At 72.5% G+C, this 20,511-nt stretch carries 18 protein-coding genes; 12 read left to right on the top strand and 6 right to left on the bottom strand.

Annotated features, from left to right (window positions below; all coding sequences use genetic code 11):
• Positions 1-245: 245 nt before the first annotated feature.
• From ABD385_RS00675 to ABD385_RS00690, 4 genes are all read left to right on the top strand, one after another.
• Complete coding sequence (locus tag ABD385_RS00675; RefSeq protein ID WP_425585340.1) at positions 246-452, top strand: acyl carrier protein; 207 nt, start codon at positions 246-248, stop codon at positions 450-452.
• A complete protein-coding gene (locus ABD385_RS00680) occupies positions 449-1,690 on the top strand; it encodes a beta-ketoacyl-[acyl-carrier-protein] synthase family protein (protein ID WP_344572836.1) in 1,242 nt (413 codons plus the stop codon). The genes ABD385_RS00675 and ABD385_RS00680 overlap by 4 nt, the downstream gene beginning before the upstream one ends.
• A gap of 65 nt (positions 1,691-1,755) precedes the next feature.
• A complete protein-coding gene (locus tag ABD385_RS00685) occupies positions 1,756-2,649 on the top strand; it encodes an alpha/beta fold hydrolase (protein WP_344572837.1) in 894 nt (297 codons plus the stop codon).
• Positions 2,650-3,085: 436 nt separating this feature from the next.
• A complete protein-coding gene (locus ABD385_RS00690) occupies positions 3,086-3,784 on the top strand; it encodes a transglycosylase SLT domain-containing protein (protein ID WP_344573476.1) in 699 nt (232 codons plus the stop codon).
• A 132-nt stretch (positions 3,785-3,916) separates the two neighbouring features.
• On the opposite strand, the gene ABD385_RS00695 is transcribed toward ABD385_RS00690, so the two are convergent.
• Complete coding sequence (locus tag ABD385_RS00695; RefSeq protein ID WP_344572838.1) at positions 3,917-4,135, bottom strand: hypothetical protein; 219 nt, start codon at positions 4,133-4,135, stop codon at positions 3,917-3,919.
• Positions 4,136-4,690: 555 nt separating this feature from the next.
• Here ABD385_RS00695 and ABD385_RS00700 point away from each other — a divergent pair.
• The 3 genes from ABD385_RS00700 (at position 4,691) to ABD385_RS00710 (ending at position 7,136) form a co-directional block, all read left to right on the top strand.
• A complete protein-coding gene (locus tag ABD385_RS00700; RefSeq protein ID WP_344572839.1) occupies positions 4,691-5,350 on the top strand; it encodes a transglycosylase SLT domain-containing protein in 660 nt (219 codons plus the stop codon).
• A gap of 317 nt (positions 5,351-5,667) precedes the next feature.
• Complete coding sequence (locus tag ABD385_RS00705; RefSeq protein WP_344572840.1) at positions 5,668-6,549, top strand: lysozyme; 882 nt, start codon at positions 5,668-5,670, stop codon at positions 6,547-6,549.
• 134 nt (positions 6,550-6,683) lie between these two features.
• Positions 6,684-7,136 carry a spore-associated protein A gene (locus ABD385_RS00710; RefSeq protein WP_344572841.1) on the top strand — a complete coding sequence of 151 codons (453 nt, stop codon included), beginning with the start codon at positions 6,684-6,686 and terminating at the stop codon, positions 7,134-7,136.
• Positions 7,137-7,198: 62 nt separating this feature from the next.
• On the opposite strand, the gene ABD385_RS00715 is transcribed toward ABD385_RS00710, so the two are convergent.
• The 5 genes from ABD385_RS00715 to ABD385_RS00735 form a co-directional block, all read right to left on the bottom strand.
• The gene (locus ABD385_RS00715) at positions 7,199-7,888 is read right to left on the bottom strand and encodes a response regulator (protein WP_344572842.1); all 690 of its coding nucleotides are present in this window, start codon (positions 7,886-7,888) and stop codon (positions 7,199-7,201) included.
• Positions 7,885-9,231, bottom strand: a complete 1,347-nt coding sequence (locus ABD385_RS00720; protein WP_344572843.1) for a sensor histidine kinase — start codon at positions 9,229-9,231, stop codon at positions 7,885-7,887. The genes ABD385_RS00715 and ABD385_RS00720 overlap by 4 nt, the downstream gene beginning before the upstream one ends.
• Positions 9,232-9,241: 10 nt before the next feature.
• Entirely contained in the window at positions 9,242-10,459 is a 1,218-nt protein-coding gene (locus ABD385_RS00725) for an acyltransferase family protein (RefSeq protein ID WP_344572844.1), read from the bottom strand.
• Entirely contained in the window at positions 10,452-11,471 is a 1,020-nt protein-coding gene (locus ABD385_RS00730) for an alpha/beta hydrolase (RefSeq protein ID WP_344572845.1), read from the bottom strand. The genes ABD385_RS00725 and ABD385_RS00730 overlap by 8 nt, the downstream gene beginning before the upstream one ends.
• 150 nt (positions 11,472-11,621) lie before the next feature.
• Positions 11,622-12,713: a LacI family DNA-binding transcriptional regulator gene (locus tag ABD385_RS00735; RefSeq protein ID WP_344572846.1), complete on the bottom strand. Its 1,092-nt coding sequence runs from the start codon at positions 12,711-12,713 to the stop codon at positions 11,622-11,624.
• 271 nt (positions 12,714-12,984) lie between these two features.
• On the opposite strand from ABD385_RS00735, the gene ABD385_RS00740 reads away from it, so the two are divergent.
• The 5 genes from ABD385_RS00740 (at position 12,985) to ABD385_RS00760 (ending at position 20,510) form a co-directional block, all read left to right on the top strand.
• A complete protein-coding gene (locus ABD385_RS00740) occupies positions 12,985-14,280 on the top strand; it encodes an extracellular solute-binding protein (protein WP_344572847.1) in 1,296 nt (431 codons plus the stop codon).
• A 14-nt stretch (positions 14,281-14,294) separates the two neighbouring features.
• A complete protein-coding gene (locus tag ABD385_RS00745; RefSeq protein ID WP_344572848.1) occupies positions 14,295-15,218 on the top strand; it encodes a carbohydrate ABC transporter permease in 924 nt (307 codons plus the stop codon).
• Positions 15,215-16,066 carry a carbohydrate ABC transporter permease gene (locus ABD385_RS00750; RefSeq protein ID WP_344572849.1) on the top strand — a complete coding sequence of 284 codons (852 nt, stop codon included), beginning with the start codon at positions 15,215-15,217 and terminating at the stop codon, positions 16,064-16,066. Before ABD385_RS00745 ends, ABD385_RS00750 begins: the two co-directional genes overlap by 4 nt.
• A 31-nt stretch (positions 16,067-16,097) precedes the next feature.
• Entirely contained in the window at positions 16,098-17,369 is a 1,272-nt protein-coding gene (locus tag ABD385_RS00755; protein ID WP_344572850.1) for a glycoside hydrolase 5 family protein, read from the top strand.
• Between the two features lie 78 nt (positions 17,370-17,447).
• Positions 17,448-20,510, top strand: a complete 3,063-nt coding sequence (locus tag ABD385_RS00760) for an alpha-mannosidase (RefSeq protein WP_344572851.1) — start codon at positions 17,448-17,450, stop codon at positions 20,508-20,510.
• Position 20,511: the final 1 nt, after the last annotated feature.

Here is a 20,511-nt window from a genome sequence, read left to right on the forward strand (position 1 = left end):
TCGGGCGTTAGACACCGAGCCGTTCCGGGTCGTGCCTGCCGCCCGGAAGGGGGCCTCTCCCCCACTCCAGTGCGCCCATCACCCCATTGAGCTACCAAGGTTGGGGGACGCACAGGACAAAGGCGTATAAAGGGTGGCCAAACCAGCCGGAGCCACCGGCGAAATTCCGCCCAGGACACGGTTGGCAGCATCGCCTACGAACAGCGGAGGAGCGCCACGTGAATGCGGCAGAAGTTGTCAACGCCTTGCTGGAAGAGCGGTTCGGGGTCGCACGCGGGGAGGTGACCGCGGACACTCCACTGCGCGACCTGCGGCTGGATTCCCTGGCCCTGGAGGAGCTCCGGGTGCTCATCGAGGAGCGGCTGGAGATCGACCTCGAAGAGGTGTCGCTGACCTCGCGCGACACGGTGGGACAGCTGGTGGCGGCCATCGACGGCAAAGTCGCGGCGTGACGGCCCGCCAGAAGCCGTTCTCCGCGGCCGTGACCGGACTGGGCCTGGTGACCGCGGCAGGGGTGGGGACGAAGGCCACCTGGCACTCCGTCACCCACGAGCTGGCGCCCACCAACGTCTCCCAGCAGGCCGAACTCGCCGATCTGCCCTGCGACTTCATGTACACGGCGGCGGATCTGGACACCACCGCGCTGCTCGGGGTGGCCACGCAGCGACTGATGGACCGGTTCTCGCAGCTCGCGGTGATCGCCGCCCGGGAGGCGGTCGCCGACGCCGGGCTGGATCCGCTGAGCTGGGACAGCAGTCGGGTCGCGGTGGTCATCGGGTCCGCCCACGGCGGGCTGCCGTTCTACGACCAGCAGAGCGCGGCGATGGCCGGGCACGGCGCCCGGCGGGTCTCCCCCAAGCTCGCTCCGCTGACCGTGATCAACAGCGCCGCCAGCAGCGTCTGCATGGATCTGGGGGCGCATGGCCCCAGTCTGGGGGTGGCGACGGCCTGTTCCTCCGGGACCGTCGCGGTGGGCACCGCGCACCAGCTGTTGCGCGCCGGGGCGTGTGACGTCGCGATCACCGGCGGTGCGGAGTCGGTCCTCTCCCGGCTGCTGATCGCCAGCGCCTGTCAGATGAAGGCGGTCTCCACCCGTCGGGAGGATCCGACCGCGGCCTGTCGCCCCTTCGACGTGGAGCGGGACGGTTTCGTCGTCGGGGAGGGCGCGGGGCTGCTGGTGCTGGAGCGGCCCGAGCATGCCCGGGCCCGGCAGGCGCCGATCCGGGCGCAGATCACCGGCTACGGGTCGTCCAGTGACGCGTACGCGGCGGTGGCACCGGATCCGGAGGGGCGGGGCATCGAACGGGCGTTGCGCACCGCGCTGGCGGACGCCGACGTCCAACCCGGTGACGTGGGCCACGTGAACGCGCACGGCACCTCGACGGTGCTGAACGACCGCATCGAGGCGGAGGTGTTGCGCAGGGTGCTCGGCGGGCACCCGTTGGTGACGTCGACGAAGGCGATGACCGGGCACACGTTGGGCGCCGCGGGCGGGATCGAGACCGCGCTGACCGTCCTGGCCCTGGAGCACCAGTTGGTGCCGCCGACGGCCAACCTCACGGTGCCCGACCCGCGGATCCCGGTCGAGGTGGTGCGGGACGCGGCGCGGCCGGCGGCGTTCGACTGTGCGGTCAAGACGTCACTGGGGTTCGGGGGCCACAACGCGGCGCTCGTCCTGACCCGCGGCTGACCGCCCGCGCGTGCGGGGTCCGGACGTGCCGGGCCCCATCGAGCCTCTCCGAGAAGGAAGCAGCCATGTCCGAGGAAGTGATCCGCTCCCTGTCGGTGCGCGGGGTGTCGTACGCGTACCGGGTACTGCGGCAGCCGGAGCGGTGCACCGAGCCCATCCTGGTGCTGGGCGGTGCGTTGCAGGGGATGTTCGGCTGGCCGCAGCTGGAGGACCGGTTGGGGCCGGTGGCGGAGGTGGTGACCGCGGACCTGCCCGGGATGGGCAGCGCCGACCCGTTGCCGCCGGGACCCAGCGTCGACGTACTGTGCGCGGCGATCCTGGGGATCGTCGACGACCTCGCGGTGCCGCGGATCAACGTCTTCGGCTTCTCCTACGGGGCGGGGCTGGCCTTCGGGTGCGCCCGGCGGTTCCCGGAGCGGATCGCGCGCCTAGTGCTCGGCGGCGTGCCGGCGCACATCACCGAGGAGCAGGTGGCGCACTGGCAACGGGCCGCGGGGCACCTCAAGGACGGGGACACCGGCACCTTCGCCACGATGGTGGCCGAGGGGCTGCTGTGCCGTGACGAAAGCCGGCCGGTGGCCCGGCGGGAGCTGGCGTACCGCTACGTGCGGCGGGCGATGTTGCAGGCGGCGTTGCACTCGCCGCACGCGGTGGATTCGCTGCGGCGGGCGCTGACCGACCGGCCGGACTTCTCGGGGGGCCTGTCCGGGATCCCCACGCTGGTCTTCAGCGGTGAGCACGACACGGTGACGGCGCCGTCCCGGCAGCGGGATTTCGCGGCGACCATCGCGGGCAGTCGCTTCCTGACCGTTCCGGAGGCGGACCACTGGGTGGTGCTGGAGCGGCCCGAGGAGGTCGCGGACGTGGCGGTGCGGTTCTTCACGGACCGGCCGTTGGGGACGGCGGCCGGTCCGGGCGCGGCCGGTGCGGGGGCGGTCGCCGATCCGGCGTGGGCGTGAGGGGCGGACCCCGGCGGCGACGGACCGTGGCCGGGTGACCGCGTAGGGGCGGGGTCGGGGGCGGTCGCAGTGGGCTTCCCCGGCCCCGTCGGGCTGTGAGCGGGGCCACAAACGGGGGGCTTCGAGGGCCCCGGGCGGTGATGCCGGGCACGCGACGTACGTCACGTACGACCGGGGCTAGTCGATCCCGAGGGCGGCGCGGGCCGCAGATTCCGGGCCACAATACGGACATCTCGCCCGAACCCACGAAGATGGGTAGTACACGGCATCATTGCCACCATCCCGGGCCGGCGCTAACCATGTTTCTCGTAACGCCGAGAGCCTGCGGACTCCGCCAGAGCGGTGAGCGCGGCACTGACACCTCGGACCCCGAGACGCCACCGATGGCCATCTCCCCCTGCCACCAAGCCCTGGAAGAGGTCACCTCCGCATGCCCATGCCCCACTTCTCCCTGCCCCGAACCGCCCGCCTCACCCGCACGCACAAGATCTCCGCGGCGCTGGTGGCCTCCGCGAGCTGCGCAGCCGCGCTGGCCATGACCGCGGCGCCGAGCAACGCCGCGGCGCCCGCCGCGCACGCGTCCGCCGTGGTGAAGCCGGTCAGCGCCAACGGCCTGCCGGTCGCGGCGAAGGACAAGGCGGCCACGGAGCAGAACCACGTGGTCACCGCGTCGGTGGCGGAGCACCTGAAGGTGACCGCGCTCGACAAGCAGGGTCACGCCGCGCAGCAGGCCGCCAACCGTTCCGCGGAGCGCGCCGAGATCGCCAAGGAGGCGCCGAAGGCCGCCCCCAAGGCCGCCGCGCCGAAGCAGTACACCAACAACCTGGACGGCTGGATCCGCCAGTCCCTGGACATCATGAAGTCCAAGGGCATCCCCGGCAGCTACCACGGCCTGCACCGCAACATCATGCGGGAGTCCAGCGGCAACCCCAACGCCATCAACAACTGGGACATCAACGCCCGCAACGGCATACCCTCCAAGGGCCTGCTGCAGGTGATCCAGCCCACCTTCAACACGTACCACGTGTCGGGCACGCCGCACGACCTGTACGACCCGGTGGCCAACATCACCGCCGCCGCCAACTACGCGGCGCACCGTTACGGCTCCATCGACAACGTCAACTCGGCGTACTGAGACGGCTTTCCGCGCCGGGACTCCATGACGGAGCACCCGGCCGGGACCCCGCGCCCCTGAGGCGCCCCCACGCCAACGGCAATGGCCCTGCCCGCACTTCGCGGGCAGGGCCATTGCCGTTGGCGTGCGCCGTCAGTAGATGTGGCGGTGCCGCGAGGGGCCGCCGAAGAGGACGTCCAGGAGGTGTCCGGCGAAGCGCAGGCCCGCGCGCTCCTTGGGAGTGAGGTGGCGTGCGTGGCGGCTGTGCCGGTGGTCCTGGTGCTGGTCGGCGGGGGCCGCGGCGGCCACACCGGTGGCGAGGAGTCCCGCGACGAGCAGGCCGCTGAGCACGACGGTGGTGCGACGGAACATGAGCACTTCCCTACGGTGAGTGGCGGTTGTGCGTGGTTCCACTCTCGGGGACCCGCGGCGCCGCCGCCCTGTGACAGCCCCGACGCTGCTACGGATGGACCAGCGGCGGCGCCGCATCGACGGATTCAGGGGCGCGGCCCGCACGCGAGGCGCCCGGGGGCGCGAAGTGCGGGGCGGCGATGGCCATTTCGGGGTGTGACCCAGGCAACTCGCAAGGGGTTCCGGAGGGGCTTTCGAGGGCCCCGGCAGGTGACGCCCGGCACGCGACGTACGTCACGTACGAGCCCGCCTAGTCGTCGGCGGAACGGATCCGGCCCACGAACACGGGGTTAATACCTACCCATTCCGGACATCCTCGGCCATCTCACGAAGAACGGTAGTACAGGGGGGCATTGCCACCCGCCGGGTCGGCCGTTAACTATGGATCCAGTCGCACCGAGAGCGCGCCGCACCTCCCGCCCCCCAAGGGCGAACGCGGCACAGAGCCTCCGGTTCGAACGCGCCAACGATGGCCACCTCCCCGTACTCCCAGCACCTGGAAGAGGTCACCCCCGCATGCCCAGTTTCACCCTGCCCCGCGCTGCCCGGATCGCCCGCATCACCCGCACCCACAAGGTCGCCCTGGCCGTTCTCGCCGCCGCCGGCGCCACCACGGGCCTGGCCGCCACCGCGGCCCCGAGCACCGCCGCAGCCACGGCCGCGCACGCCCCCGCCGCGGTCAAGCCGGTGAACGCCAACGGGATGCCCGCCAAGGCCGACGGCGCCAAGGTCGAGCGTCCGGTCGCCGCCTCCGTCGCGGACCGCATCAAGGTCACCGCGGTCGCGAAGCAGGGCCACACCGCCGAGCAGGCCGCCAGCCGCTCCGCCGACCGCCCGGCCGCGCCGACGAAGTACACCGACAACCTCGACGGCTGGATCCGCCAGTCCCTGGACATCATGAAGTCCAAGGGCATCCCCGGCAGCTACGACGGCCTGCACCGCAACATCATGCGGGAGTCCAGCGGCAACCCCAACGCCGTGAACGGCTGGGACATCAACGCCCAGAACGGCATACCCTCCAAGGGCCTGCTCCAGGTGATCCAGCCCACCTTCGAGACCTACCACGTCGCCGGCACCGCCGACAAGCTCACCGACCCGGTGGCCAACATCACCGCCGCCGCCAACTACGCGGCGCACCGTTACGGCTCCATCGACAACGTCAACTCGGCGTACTGAGCCACCGTCGACGACGGACGAGGCATCCGACCCGGCAGGGTCACCAGAGAGAGCTGGCGAAGCGGCGACATGGCGCGTTCGCCGCTGAGCGCCAGAGCGGGTCCCGGCACTGCCGGGGCCCGCTCGTCCCGTGCCACCGGCGCCCTCCGGCGGCGCCGCGAACGCCGCCGGACGGGTGAGATGGCCCGGCCGGACGGCGGACCCCGGGCCCATCCAGCCATAGAACCTGGCATTTCAGCGTATAAGTCATTTCATCGGCAGAACCCTGCTCAAAAGCTGCCGAAACTGACTCAACCGAAGTCCTTCGGAGGCACGCGATGCCCTTGCGCAGATCCGCACCGGCCCGGCGGACGGTCCCCCTTGCGGCCGGTTCCCTCGTCTCACTCGTCACCGTGCTCGCCCTGCCGCTCACGCTGCCCGGCACCGCGCTCGCGACGCCGGAGGTCGCCAAGACCCCCGCCCACCCCGAGCAGGACTGGATGGGATCGACCATCGCCGCGCACGAGGGCGTCGAGCAGGCCGCCGTCTCGGAACCGCGCGGCGCCTGGCCCCACAAGTCGGTGGCCGGCGTCGACGTGTCCAGCCACAACGGCAAGGTCGGCTGGGCGAAGCTGCGGCACTTGGGCGTGCGCTTCGCCTACGTCAAGGCCACCGAGGGCACCAGCTACAAGAACCCGTACTTCACCCAGCAGTACCGGGGCGCGTTCAACGTCGGCATGATCCACGGCGCGTACCACTTCGCGCTGCCGGACCACTCCAGCGGTGCCATCCAGGCGCGGTACTTCGCGCACCACGGCGGGGGCTGGTCGCGGGACGGCCGGACGCTGCCGGGGGCGCTCGACATGGAGTACAACCCCTACGGCGCGACCTGCTACGACAAGAGCCACGGCGCCATGGTCAGTTGGATCGCCGACTTCGTGCGCGCGTACCGGGAGGAGACCGGGCGGGACGCGGTGATCTACACCTCGACCAACTGGTGGAAGCGGTGCACCGGCAACTCCAACCGGTTCGGCGGCAGCAACCCGCTGTGGATCCCCCGTTACGGCTCCTCCGTCGGTTCGCTGCCGGGCGGTTGGCGGTTCCACAGCATCTGGCAGCACACCTCCTCGGGACACACCGTCGGCGACCACAACCGGTTCAACGGGCCCCTCAGCAGGCTGAAGGTGCTGGCCTACGGCGCGCACGACGACGACGATTGAGCCGTCGGGGAAAAGGAACAGGCGCACTGGCGGAATGTCGCGTACAACCCTCCCCGTCCGGCTGGTGTCCAACACGGTGTAGCGCCAATTCGGTGCACGACCACGCGAAGGACACCACCTGACGGGGGTTTTCCATGAAGCGTTCCTCTCTCCTCGCCGGTTCGGCGACGCTGGCCGTTGCCGGTATCGCCACCATGGGCCTGGCCACCACCGCATCGGCCGCGCCGGTCCGCAGCGCGGCGTACAACGGGGCGTGCGGCAGCGGTTACTCGGTCGTGAATTCCGTACCGGTCAGCGGAAAGGGCACGGTCTACCTCACGTACAGCGCGAAAACCGGGAAGAACTGTGTGGTGACGATCCGGAACAGCCCCGGAAAGCCGGTGTTCGTCCACGCCGTGCTCGGGCCGTCCGACCACAGTTCCGCCCCGGTGTCCGACAGCGGTAAATACACCACGTACGCCGGCCCGGTCTACCTCGCGGCGAAGGGGCGGTGCGTGGACTGGGGCGGGGCCATCGAGTCGGTGAGCGTCGGCGTCGCCGGCTCCAACTGCGGACGGCTGGCGCCCGGGGTCGTGGTCCGGCACTGACCGCGCGCGGCGTCACGGGCGTGCGCGTGCGGCAGGGTTGAGGTGGTCGGGCGTCGCGGGGGTCAGTATCCGGTGGGTCGCACCAGGCCCGTCTCGTAGGCGAAGACGGCGGCCTGGGTCCGGTCACGCAGTCCCAACTTGACCAGGATGCGGCCCACATGGGTCTTCACCGTCTGCTCGGCCACCACCAGGCACGCGGCGATCTCCGCGTTGGACAGGCCCTGGGCGATCAGCGACAGCACCTCACTCTCCCGTTCGGTCAGCCCCGCCGCCCGGTCCCTGAGCGGGGTGCGCGGGGCGCCGGACATCCGGGAGAACTCCGCGATCAGGCGCTTGGTGATGCGGGGGGCCAGGAGCGCGTCGCCGGCCGCCACCACCCGCACCGCCTGGGCGAGTTCCTCGGCGGAGGCGTCCTTGAGGAGGAAGCCGGAGGCGCCGGCGCGCAGCGCCTCGTAGACGTACTCGTCGAGGTCGAAGGTGGTCAGGACGAGGATCTTGACGGTGGCGTCCGCCGGTTCGGTGAGCCGGCGGGTGGCGTCGATGCCGCCGAGTCCGGGCATCCGGATGTCCATCAGGACGACGTCGGGGGCGAGTTCGGCGGTCTTGGCGACGGCGTCGTGGCCGTCCACCGCCTGGCCGACGACCTCGATGCCCGGTTCGGCGTCGAGCAGCACCGTGAAGCCCTGCCGGACCATCTTCTGGTCGTCCGCGATCAGGACGCGGACGGCGGGGGTGGTGGCGGGGGTCGTCATCGGGTGTCCTCGGCGTCGTCGAAGGGGGCGGCAGGAGTGGCGGGGGTGGTCTCGGTGGTGGGGGCGGCGGCCGGGAGGATCGCGGTGACCTCGTAGCCGCCGTCGGGGGTGGGGCCGGTGGCCAGTTCGCCGCCGAGCATCGTGGTGCGTTCGTGCATGCCCAGCAGGCCGTGGCCGGCGCCCGGGGAGGGCGGTGCGGGCCGGGCGGGGGCGGTGTTGGTGACGCGGAGGGCGAGCCGGTCCGGGTGGTAGCCGAGCGCGACGCGGACGGCGGCGCCGGGCGCGTGCCGGATCACGTTGCTGAGCGCCTCCTGGACGATCCGGAACGCGGACAGTTCGGTGCCGGGCGAGAGCGGTCGCGGTGTGCCGGTGGTGTCGACGGTGACCGTGACGCCGGCGCCGCGCACGTTGGCGACGAGTTCGTCGAGCCGGTCGAGGGTGGGCTGCGGGGCGTGCCGGGCGGCCTCGGGCCCGGAGTCCGCGGAGCGCAGGACGTCCAGGACCCGGCGGAGTTCGGTCAGGGCCTCGACCGCGTTCTGGCGGATGCCGCGGAGGTTCTCCTTGAGGGCGTCGGAGGGGTTCTCGGCCAGGTGGGGGGCGACCTGGGCCTGGATGGAGATCACCGACATGTGGTGGGCGACCACGTCGTGGAGTTCGCGGGCGATCCGGCTGCGCTCCTCCAGGACCGTGCGGCGGGCGCGTTCCTCGGCGGTGAGCCGTTCCTGGACGACGAGTTCGGTGCGGGCCTTCTGGCGGCCCCGCAGCAGGGCGCCGACCAGGGCGCACACCGCGAGCACCAGGGCCGAGACGTCGTCGTCGCGGAAGCCGCCGTCGGCGAGCCCGTTGGCGAGGGCGCCGGCCAGGACGCCGAGCACCAGCATCTCGGCGGTGGCCCGGGGCCGGACCCGCAGCGCGACGAGGAACAGCACCGCCGCCTGGATCGGCATCCCGGTCCGCTCCCAGGGCGGAGCGACGAACGGGTCGAACCGGATCGCCGCCTGGTAGCCGACCACCAGCACCACGCCGATCGACGCCCACCAGGCCAGGATGGGGCGGTAGAGCGCGAGGATCGGCGTCGCGGCCTGGATGCCGGCGAGGAGGACGGCGATCGTCATGCTCATCCCGTACCGGAACGCGTAGGCGTTGGCGTTGCCGGCGAGCAGGACGACCCCCAGCACCAGCAGCGGCACGATGATCGCCGGCCGCCAGTCGAGCCAGCCGGGCCGCCGCTCGCCGACCGGCAGCGGCTCCTGGGCCGCCCCGGTCCACAGGTCGTCGCGCAGGTGCCGGGGCAGCGCGCGCAGGGCCGCCGTCAGCCGGTCGGCCGTGATCCCCCTCTTCACGGGATGCACCTTAGGCACGGGGCGTCACCGCCGTGCGGGCAGGGTGGCGTTCGCGGAGGTCGGGGCCGGTGCCGTCGGGTGCCCGTCCGGGCCGGTGGGGGGCGCCCGGCCGGCGGTGCTCGTACGCGGCGAACGCGGCCCAGCACAGGAGCAGCACGGCGGCGAAGACCGGCAGCCAGGCGAGCCGGGCGAGGATCCAGGCGGCGTCGTCGGGGGCGGTGTGCAGGCCGGGCAGCGGGCCGGCCAGGAACCAGGCGGTGGCGGTGACGACCATCATGGCGGTCTGGTGCCAGAGGAAGACGGTCATCGCGGAGAGGTTCAGCAGGGCCACCGCGGCCCAGGCCGCGGGGCGCCGCAGGGCCCGGTTGAGCGGGTCGCGCAGCAGCAGTGCGGCGCCGCACTGGGCGAGGCCGAAGGTGACGGCGGCCAGGGTGGGCGGGTTGAGGTTGGAGACCGGGGCGCCGGGGACGCCGACCATGGCGGCCGGGTAGCCGGCGAAGAGGACCAGGGCGGCGGTGGCCGCGGCGCCGCCGAGCAGCAGCGCCCAGCCGGTCGGGCGGCGGTGTGCGGCGCCGCGGGCCCGGGCCGCGCCCAGGCAGTATGGGACGAGCCAGCCGGCGGGGAGGTTGAGCCAGCCGAGCCAGGCGGGGCCGTCCAGGCCGAAGCGGACGACGTCAACGAGGAGGACGACGGCGCACGGCCACACCGGGTGCAGGCGGGCGATCAGCGGGGTGGCCGCGGTGAGGGCGGCGAAGACCAGCAGGAACCACAGGGGCGACAGCACCAGTTTGTCCAGGGTGTGGACGGTGTCGAGGCCGACGCCGGCGGCGAGCATCGCGACGGTGGCGACGGCCCAGACCGCGAGGACCGCGGCGACCGGGCGGAACAGTCGGCCGAGCCGGGCGTGCAGCCAGTGCCGGTAGCGGGTGCCGCGGGCGCGGGCGGTGGCGTGACTGCGGGCGGCGACCTCGCCGCCGACCAGGAAGAAAACCGCGAGGGTCTGGAACAGCCAGGAGATCGGGGTGAGTTGGGGCATTCCTTGGAGCGGGCTGGCGCCGTGCAGGGTGCCGCTGTCGGCGATCAGGGCGGTGACCAGCCAGTGGCCGAGGACCACGCCGAGGATGGCGCAGGCGCGCAGGGCGTCGGTGGCCCGGTCCCGGTCGGGCGGGGTGGCGGCGTCGATGCGGTGGACGAGGGCGGCCGCGGCGGCCCGTGGGGTGTCAGGCACGGTGGGCCTCCCGGGGGGTGCGCTGTGTGGCGGCGGCCGGGTCCGGCGTGGTGAGCGGGGTCGTTCCGGCGACGATCCGGGCGAGGTTGGCCAGGGACGGGGTGCCGGGCTTGAGGTAGTCGCTGTGGCCGCCGGTGCCGGCCGGGAAGACGCGGGCGCCGAAGTCCGCGGAGACCGGGTCGGCGCCGAAGCCGAGGGTGGTGGTGGGCAGTGGGAGGCGGACGTGCGGGACGTCGGCGATCCAGTCGTCGGCGCCGCGGCCGGCCCAGACGGTGGCCCGGGTGTGCAGGTCCGCGGCGGTGTCGACGCCGGTGCCGGGGCTGCCGTAGAAGACGAGGGCGTCGGCGGGCAGGTCGTGGGCGGCCCGGCCGCAGACCACGGCCCCGTAGGAGTGGCAGAGCAGGGTGATGCGGGCGTCCGGTTTGGCCTTGCGCAACTGCGCTATGAAGGCGCTGAGTCGGGGTGCGGCTTGGTCGGCGCGGGTGGTGGTGGCGGCGGCCGGGCTGACGGTGGCGGGGGTGGGGTAGCCGAGCCAGGCGAGGACGGCGGGGTGGCCGTCGCCTTGGCGGGCGAGTTGCCGTTGGAGGGCCTGGGCGCCGTTGCGGAAGCGCGGGTAGGTGTCGAGGCCGGTGTCCGCGCCGGGGACCAGGACGGCGATCCGGTCGGCGTGGGCGAGGTCGCCGTAGACCTCGGTGCTGCGGCCGCCGTCGCGACCGTCGAAGGTGAGGAAGTGCCGGGCGGGGGCGGCCATGGCGTGCAGGGCGGCGGCCCGTCGGTGGTCGCCGTGGGCGTCGGCGGTGCGTTCGGCGGCCCGGACGTCGGCGCGGGTGGCGGTGTAACGGCGTTCCAGGGCGGCGGGGTCGGTGCTGCGCAGCGGGCCGAGGGCGGTGGGGGGTGGCGCGGGGACCGCGGCGGGGCGGGCGGCGCCGGACACCGGGACGGCCACCGAGGCGGTGACCAGGACGGCGAGCAGGGTGCGGGTCAGGCGGCTGCTGCGCGCAGGGGGCGCCATGGTGGGTGGTCCTTCCGTGCCGAGGTGCAAAGGAGGTTGCGGCACTGAAGGTAGGGAGCACGGTGGGTAGTCGGCGTCCCGCCTGGGGGGCGCCTGTCGTCGTAGCCCTCAGGTATGACGGGTAGGGGGTGGGCGGGTGGTGACGGGTGGTCAGTCGGCTCGGGGTGGTGGGCCGGTGCTCTGCCGGGGTTCCAGGTGCGGGAGTTCGCCCTCGACGGTGCGGGGCGGGCCGCCGTCGAGGAGGGCGAGGAGTTCGGCGGCGGCGAGCCGGCCGAAGTTCGCGGTGTCGCGGACCAGCGCGGTGAGCGGGGGGTGGGCGACGCGGCACAGCGGGGAGTCGTCCCAGGCGACGACGGAGAGTCGGGCCGGTACGGGGATGCCGCGGGCGGCGGCGACCGCGGCGCCGGCGATGGCCATCACGTCGTTGTCGTAGATGATCGCGGTGGGTGGTTCGGCGGCGTCGAGGAGGCGGCGGGTGGCCTCGGCGCCCTCGGCGTCGGAGTAGTCGGTGGTGACCGAGCGGACCCGCTGCGCGTCGAGGCCGCGGCGGGCGGCCGTGGTGCGCAGGGAGTGGATCCGGCGGGCGGTGTGGGCGAGGTCGGGCAGGCCGGCGACGTGCACGATGCGGCGGTGGCCGAGGTCGTGCAGGTGGTCGAGGACCCGGGCCATGGCCTTGGCGTCGTCGGCCCAGACGGTGGACAGCAGCGGCGCGGTGGGCGGCACTCCGGTGGGTTCGGGGGTGGCGGGGCCGCCGACGGCGACGGCGGGGAGGCCGAGGTCGGCCAGGAGCGCGGGGCGGGGGTCGTCGGTGCGGGGGTCGACGACGAGGACGCCGTCCACCCGGCGTTCGGCCCACCAGCGGCGGTAGAGCGCGCATTCGGTGTCGAGGTCCTCGACGACCTGGAAGAGCAGCGCGGTGCGCCGGGCGGAGAGCACCTCCTGGATACCGGAGACGAGTTGGAGGAAGAAGGACTCCACGCCCAGGGTGCGGGCCGGGCGGGCGAGCACCAGGCCGAGGCAGCCGGCGCGTTCGCCGGACAGGGCGCGGGCGGCGCTGTTGGCCTGCCAGCCCAACTCGTCGGCGACCCGGCGGATCCGGGCGCGGGTGTCGGCGGAGACGCCCGGGCGGTCGTTGAGGGCGAAGGACACGGCGCTCTCGGAGACCCCGGCCCGTCGGGCGATGTCCTTGATGGTCGGGCGGCGCGCCGGTTTGCGGCGGGCGGCCTCACCGGGCGCTGTCATCGCGGGCTCCTCCCGGCCGGACCATGGGTTGGGACAGTCTGATCAGGGCGGCGGGGACTGTCAAACAAGGGACCGGACGATTCTCCGGGGGTGGGTGAAAAACCGTTCCCGGCAAGGGTGTTGACACCTACTAAATCGCATTAGTAGCGTCTGCCGCGTCGCGATCCGGGAGCTTGGAAACCGTGTGGCAGAACCGGATCCCGCGCTGCAACGGCCTTCGTGGAGATTTCTGGTCCGAGCACTTCAGAGCGGTTGAGCCAAGGAGCCGGCCATGCCTCGTGATTCCCGTCGGACACGCATCGCCCAAGCGGTCCTCGCCGCCTCGGTGCTCTTACTGTCCGCGTGCGGCGCCCCGGGCCCGGGTGGGGGTGACGACAGTGCCGAGGGCGCGGTGAAGGGGCAGGTCACCTTCCAGACCTGGAATCTGAAGGCGCGTTTCCAGAAGTACTTCGACGGGGTCATCAAGGATTTCGAGAAGAAGTACCCGGGCACCGAGGTGAAGTGGATCGACCAGCCGGCCGAGGGATATCCGCAGAAACTGAGTGCGGATGCGGCGGCCGGCACCCTGCCCGATGTGGTCAACGTGTCGCCGGACCTCGCCTATCCGCTGGCGAAGGCCGGATTGGCGCTCGACATCGGCAAGGCCGCCGGGAAATACCGCACCGAGTATCTGGACGGGGCCTGGCAGAGCCAGGAAATGCCGGGGTTGCCGGGCGTCTACGCCTTCCCGTGGTACCTCAACACCGGCCCGATGTTCTACAACAAGGCGCTGTTCCGCCGGGCCGGGCTCGATCCGGCGAAGCCGCCGACCACCTACGACGGGCTGTTCGCCGACGCGTTGACCATGGCGCGCAACAGCGACCGGAAGATCGCGATGCTGGCCGGTACGCCGTCGATCGAGGACTTCGGGCGGTACGGAGTGCGGCTGATGGACGCCCGCGGCACGGCGTTCACCTTCAACGAGCCCAAGGGCGTCGAACTGCTCACGCGCTACAAGGAGCTCTACGCGGCCGGTGCGTTGGACTCCCAGGCACTGACCTCGGTGGCCGAGTCGGCGGGGCGGAAGTTCGCGCAGCAGTCGGTGGCGATGAATCCGGGCAGCGCGCTGGACCTGGAGAACTTCAAACGGGACGCGCCGGGCCTGTACGAGAACGTCGGCATCACCGATGCGGTCAACAACACCGGCAAGGCCAACATGTACGTGCAGGGCCTGATGGTGAACGCGCAGAGCAAGGTCAAACCGGCCGCGGTGGCCCTCGCGCACTTCGTGACGGACCGGCAGAACCAGATGGCGTTCGCGCGGCAGGTCACCGTCTTCCCCAGCACGAAGGGGGCGTTGGACGATCCGTACTTCACCAAGGAGGACGGTACGGATGCCACCCGGGTGCGGGTGGCGGCGGCGAAGTCCCTGAAGACCGCGGTGAATTACACCCCGGTGGTGCTCAGCGACCAGATGAAGACGGTGCTGCGCAATGCCGTCGCGCGGGCCTTGCAGGGCAGGCAGAGCCCGCAGGCGGCGTTGGATTCCGCGGCGGCCCAGTGCGATCGCCTGCTGAAGACCGGCTGAGGCCGGACGTGGGGATGCGGAGGTCCGCGCCGGGCGGCGACGCCCGGGAGCGCGGCCGCGGTACGGCGATCCGCCCGCACCTGCCGACCAGTCCCTGGTTGTTCCTCGCACCCGGGTTGCTGGTGGTCGGCGGATTCAGCCTCTACCCGTTCGTCAGCACGGTGGCGCACTCCTTCACCGATGCCCGGACACTGACGGTCGGTCAGTTCACCGGCGGCGCCAACTACCGGGAGATGCTGCACGACCCGATGTTCTGGACGGGGCTGCGCAACAGCCTGCTGTACGTGCTGGGCGTGGTGCCGCCGCTGGTGGTGCTGCCGCTGCTGCTGGCGTTGCTCGTCCGGCGCAGCGTGCCGGGGATCGCCTTCTTCCGGGCCGCGTTCTACCTCCCGGTGGTCGCCTCGGTGGTGGTGGTCGGGCTGATCTGGGTGTGGCTGCTGGACGACCGGGGGCTGATCAACGCGCTGTTGGGGGTGTTGGGGTTCGGCCGGGTCGGTTTCCTCAGCGATCCGTGGTTGCTGCTGCTCAGCGCGATGGCGGTGACGGTCTGGAAGGGCCTCGGCTACTACATGATCGTTTATCTGGCGGCGTTGACGCAGGTGCCGCGGGAGCTGCACGAGGCGTGTGCGGTGGACGGGGCCGGTCCGGTGCGGCGCTTCGTGACCGTCACGGTGCCGGCGGTGCGTTCCACGATGGTGCTGGTGGCCGCGCTGTCCGCGGTCAACGCCTGCAAGGTGTTCTCGGAGGTGTACCTGATGGCCGGGGCGACCGGCGGGCCCGGCGGGGAGGACACCACGCTGGTGATGCTCGTCCAGCAGGCCGGCACCGGTCTCAGCGGCCGGGTCGGGTACGCCTCGGCGCTGTCGGTGGTGGTGTTCGTGCTCACGCTCGGGCTGATGTTGCTGGTGCTGCGCGCCAACCGTCGGGAGGACCGATGACGGGGCCGGTGCGGCGCGGGCGGCGCGGGCGCGGGGGTCCGCTGGTGGTCCGCTACCTGCTGCTGCTCGTGGTGCTGGCGCTGACCGTCGGCCCGTTCCTGTGGCAGCTCTCGACGTCCCTCAAGGGCCCGGGCGAGGACCTGTACCGCTTTCCGCCGAGTCTGGTGCCGCAGCATCCGACGCTGGCCAACTACGCGGCGGTGGGACGGGTGATCCCGGTCTGGGACTTCGCCCTGAACTCCGTCAAGGTGGCCGTCGCCAACGTGCTGACCAACTGTGCGGGTGCCGCGTTGGCCGGGTACGCGCTGGCCCGGCTGCGGTTCCGCGGTCGGCGGTGCGCCGTGGTGGTGTTCGTCATGGCGATGCTGGTGCCGGTCGAAAGCATCATGATCGCCCAATTTCTGACGATGCGTCAGCTAGAGTTGAACGACACCCTGCTCGGCGTGGTGCTGCCCGGCTGCATCGGCGCGATGAACGTGCTGCTGATGCGGAACGCCTTCGCCGCACTGCCGTACGAGGTCGAGGAGGCGGCGTACGTGGACGGCGCCCATGCCTGGCAGCGGTTCGTCCGGATCGCGTTGCCGTCGGTCAAGGGCACCCTCGCGGTGGTCGCGATCTTCGCGTTCATGGGGGCCTGGGACGACTTCCTGTGGCCGCTGATCGTGCTGAGCGACCAGTCGAAGTTCACCCTGACCGTCGGTCTGAACTACCTGCACGGCACCTTCGCGAACGACCAGCGCCTGGTGGCGGCCGGCTCGGTGATCGCCGTGCTGCCCCTGATCGTGCTGTTCGCCTGCCTCCAGCGTTACTTCTTCCGCGGCGTCGGAGAGGGCGCCGTCAAGGGCTGATGCCACCCCACCCGGAAGGACGGGACCGTTCATGCCGGTACCCCACGAACCGCGCCGGATCCGCTTCGGCGTCAACTACACCCCCAGTCAGGGCTGGTTCCACCACTGGTTGGACTTCGACCCGGACGCGGTGCGCGCGGACCTGGACGCACTGGCCGCCCTCGGGCTGGACCACGTCCGCGTCTTCCCGCTGTGGCCGCTGTTCCAGCCCAACCGCACGCTGATCCGACCGCGCGCCGTCGAGCACCTGGTGCAACTGGCCGACGCGGCGGCCGAACGCGGGCTGGACGTCGCGGTGGACGGCCTCCAGGGCCACCTGTCCAGCTTCGACTTCCTGCCCGCCTGGACGCAGACCTGGCACCGCCGCAACCTCTTCACCGACCCAAAGGTGCTCGCCGGCCAGGAGGAGTACCTGCGGACCCTGGCCGCCGCGCTCGCCGACCGGCCCCACTTCCTCGGGATGACCCTCGGCAACGAGGTCAACCAGTTCGCCGACGCCCCGCACCCCGACCCGGACCGCATCACCGGCGCGCAGGCGGCGGCCTGGCTCACCCGGATGCTGGCCGCCTGCGAGCGGGGCGCACCGGGCCGGGCGCACCTGCACGCCGCGTACGACGCCGCCTGGTACCAGGACGGGCACCCCTTCACCCCCGCGCACGCCGCCCGGCTCGGCGCGCTGACCGCGGTGCACTCCTGGGTGTTCAACGGGACCGCGCAGCGGCACGGGCCGACCGGCGTCGCCACCGAGCAGCACGCCGCGTACCTCATCGAGCTGTCCAAGGCGTGGGCCCTCGACCCGCACCGCCCGGTGTGGCTCCAAGAGGTCGGCGCCCCCGCCCCGCACGTCCCCGAGGACCGCGCGGCCCGCTTCACCACGGCGACCGTCGCCAACGCCTTGGACTGCCCGGACGTCTGGGGCGTCACCTGGTGGTGCGCGTACGACGTGTCGCGGTCGCTGGCGGACTTCCCCGAGTTGGAGTACGGCCTGGGTCTGCTCACCGAGGACCGGGTCGTGAAGCCGGTGGGGCGGGCCCTCGCCGAGGCGGTCGCGCGGTGGCGGGAGAGTCCGCACCGGCCGTCGGTGCGCTCCACCGCGCTGGTCGTGGACGCCGGGGACGTCGAGGAGGCGCCCCACCGGTCGGTGTGCGCCCCCGGTGGTCCGGTCTTCGAAGCCTGGGCGCGACTGGCCGCCCAAGGCGCCCGCCCCACCCTGGTGCTCTCCCAACTCGCCACTGACGCAAGGCATCTGACGGCTCGTGGAATCACCGACGTGTACACCCCCGAGGAGGTGGCGCCACGATGACCGCGCCCCCTTCGCCCGCGCCCCCTTCGCCCGCTCTCCCGCACCGCCCCTCTCCCCGACCTCTGGAGCCGCAGCGCCATGCATGACGATCGCGCACTGGTCGAAGCCCGCCTCAAGCGGGTCCTCAACGAACGCATCCGGCCCGCCCTGTACCCGGAGTCGGTGCCGCTGGAGGTGGCCGCCTGGGTCGCGCCCGGCGAACCGGTTCCCCTCGCCGAGGGGCTGGCCGCCCGGCACGCCCCGGTGGCGGTGGGGGACGCCTGGGGCGCGCCGTGGGCGACGACCTGGTTCCGGGTGCGCGGCACGGTGCCGGCGGCGTGGGCGGGGCGCACCGTGGAGGCGGTGCTGGACCTGGGGTTCGACGAGCGGATGCCGGGGTTCCAGTGCGAGGCGCTGGTGTACCTGGCGGACGGGACGCCGGTCAAGGGCCTCAACCCGCGCAACCAGTGGGTGCGGGTGGGGGCGCCGGTGCGCGGCGGCGAACGCGTCGAGTGGCATCTGGAGGCCGCGTCCAACCCGGTCATCCTCGACGTCCATCCGTTCCGGCCGACGGCGCTCGGCGACCGGGAGACCGCCGGCAGCGAGCCGCAGTACCGGCTGGCGCGGATGGACCTGGCGGTGTTCGACACCGAGGTGTGGGAGCTGATCCAGGACCTGGAGGTGCTGGGCGAGCTGATGGCGGAGCTGCCGGTGGACGGCCCGCGGCGCTGGGAGGTACTACGGGCCGTGGGCCGGGCATTGGACGCGCTCGACCTCCAGGACGTGAACGGGACGGCCGCGGCGGCGCGCGGGCAGCTGAGCGGGGTGCTGGCGGCGCCCGCGGCGGCGTCCGCGCACCGGATCAGCGCGGTGGGGCACGCGCACATCGACTCCGCCTGGCTGTGGCCGCTGCGCGAGACGGTCCGCAAGGTGGCCCGGACGACGGCGAACATGACGGCGCTGCTGGCCGACGAGCCGGAGTTCGTCTACACCATGTCGCAGGCGCAGCAGTACGCCTGGATCAAGGAGCACCGGCCCGAGGTGTACGCCAAGGTCAAGCAGGCGGTCGCGGAGGGCCGGTTCGTCCCGGCGGGCGGGATGTGGGTGGAGTCGGACACCAACATGCCCGGTTCGGAGGCGATGGCCCGTCAGTTCGTCTACGGAAAGCGCTTCTTCCTTCAGGAGTTCGGGGTCGAGAACGACGAGGCGTGGCTGCCGGACACCTTCGGCTTCGCGGCGGGCCTGCCGCAGATCATCAAGGCGGCCGGGTCGAAGTGGCTGCTGACGCAGAAGATCTCCTGGAGCCAGGTGAACTCCTTCCCGCACCACACCTTCCGCTGGGAGGGCATCGACGGCACCCGGATCTTCACCCACTTCCCGCCGGTGGACACCTACAACTGCCAGCTCTCGGGCGCCGAACTCGCCCATGCCGCACGGAACTTCAAGGAGAAGGGCGTGGCGCGGCACTCCCTGGCGCCGACCGGCTGGGGCGACGGCGGTGGGGGCACCACCCGCGAGATGGTCGCCAAGGCGCGCCGGCTGGGGAACCTCGACGGTTCGCCCACCGTGCGGTGGGAGAAGCCCGGCGACTTCTTCGCGCGGGCGGCGGCCGAGTACCCCGACGCGCCGGTGTGGGTGGGCGAGCTCTACCTCGAACTGCACCGCGGGACGCTCACCAGTCAGGCCCGCACCAAACGCGGCAACCGCCGCAGCGAACACCTGTTGCGGGAGGCCGAACTGTGGTCGGCGACCGCCGCCGTCACCACCGGATTCCGTTATCCGTACGTGGAGTTGGAACGGCTCTGGAAGACCGTGCTGCTGCACCAGTTCCACGACATCCTGCCCGGCTCGTCCATCGCCTGGGTGCACCGCGAGGCGGAGCGCACCTACGCCGCGGTCGCCGCTGAACTCGAGGAGCTGATCGGTGCCGCGCTGTCGGCCCTGGCCGGCGCCGGCGACCGGCGGTTGGTGGCGAACTCCGCGCCGCACGCCCGGTCCGGGGTGGCGGCGGGGGCGATCGCGCCGCCGGTGGGCGAGGGCGCCCCGGTGACCGCCGAACCGCGCCCGGGCGGCGGCTTCGTCCTCCGGCACGACCGGCTGCGGATCGAGGTCGACGAGCGGGGCCTGGTCGTCTCGGCGTACGACGTGAGCGCCGGGCGGGAGGCCGTCGCCCCCGGCGCGGCGGCGAACCTGCTGCAGATCCATCCGGACTTCCCCAACATGTGGGACGCCTGGGACGTCGACGCCTTCTACCGCGAGGTGGTCACCGACCTGACCGAGGCGGACGAGGTGGCGCTCGTCGCGGCGACGCCGGACGCCGCGACGGTCCGCGTGGTGCGGCGCTTCGGCGGATCGCGCGCGGTCCAGACGCTGACGCTGACGCGTGGACACCGGCGGCTGGACGTCGACACCGAGGTGGACTGGCACGAGAGCGAGAAGTTCCTCAAGGCCGCGTTCCCGCTGGACCTGCACGCCGAGCGGTACGCGGCGGAGACCCAGTTCGGGCACCTGTACCGGCCGACCCACACCAACACCAGCTGGGAGGCGGCGAAGTTCGAGGCGTGCGCGCACCGGTTCGTGCACGCCGCGGAACCGGACTGGGGCGTGGCACTGGTCAACGACGCGACCTACGGGCACGACGTCACGCGCACCGTCCGGGAGGGCGGGACCGAGGGCGCGCGCGGCACGACGACGACGATCCGGCTGTCCCTGCTGCGCGCCCCGCGCTTCCCGGACCCGGAGACCGACCAGGGCACCCACCGCTTCCGGTACGCGCTGGTCCCGGGCGCGACCATCGGGGACGCGGTGCGCGAGGGGCACCGGATCAACCTGCCGGAGCGGACGGTCACCGGGTCCGGTGCGGTGGCGCCGCTGGTCTCGGTGGACGAAGCGGCGGTGGTGGTCACCGCGGTCAAGCTGGCCGACGACCGCAGCGGCGATCTGGTGGTGCGGCTGTACGAGGCTCGCGGCGGACGCGCCCACCCCACCCTGACCTGCGGGTTCTCGCTGGTCGAGGCGGTCGCCACGGATCTGCTGGAGCGTCCCGTCGAGGACGGTCCGGCCCTGGAGCGGCAGGGTGACGCGGTGCGGCTGGCGTTGCGGCCGTTCCAGATCGTGACGCTGCGACTGCGCCGGTCGGCGGACGGCCGGTCGGTCGGCTGAG

Source organism: Streptomyces lunalinharesii (assembly GCF_039532155.1).
Classification (GTDB): Bacteria; Actinomycetota; Actinomycetes; order Streptomycetales; family Streptomycetaceae; genus Streptomyces; species Streptomyces lunalinharesii.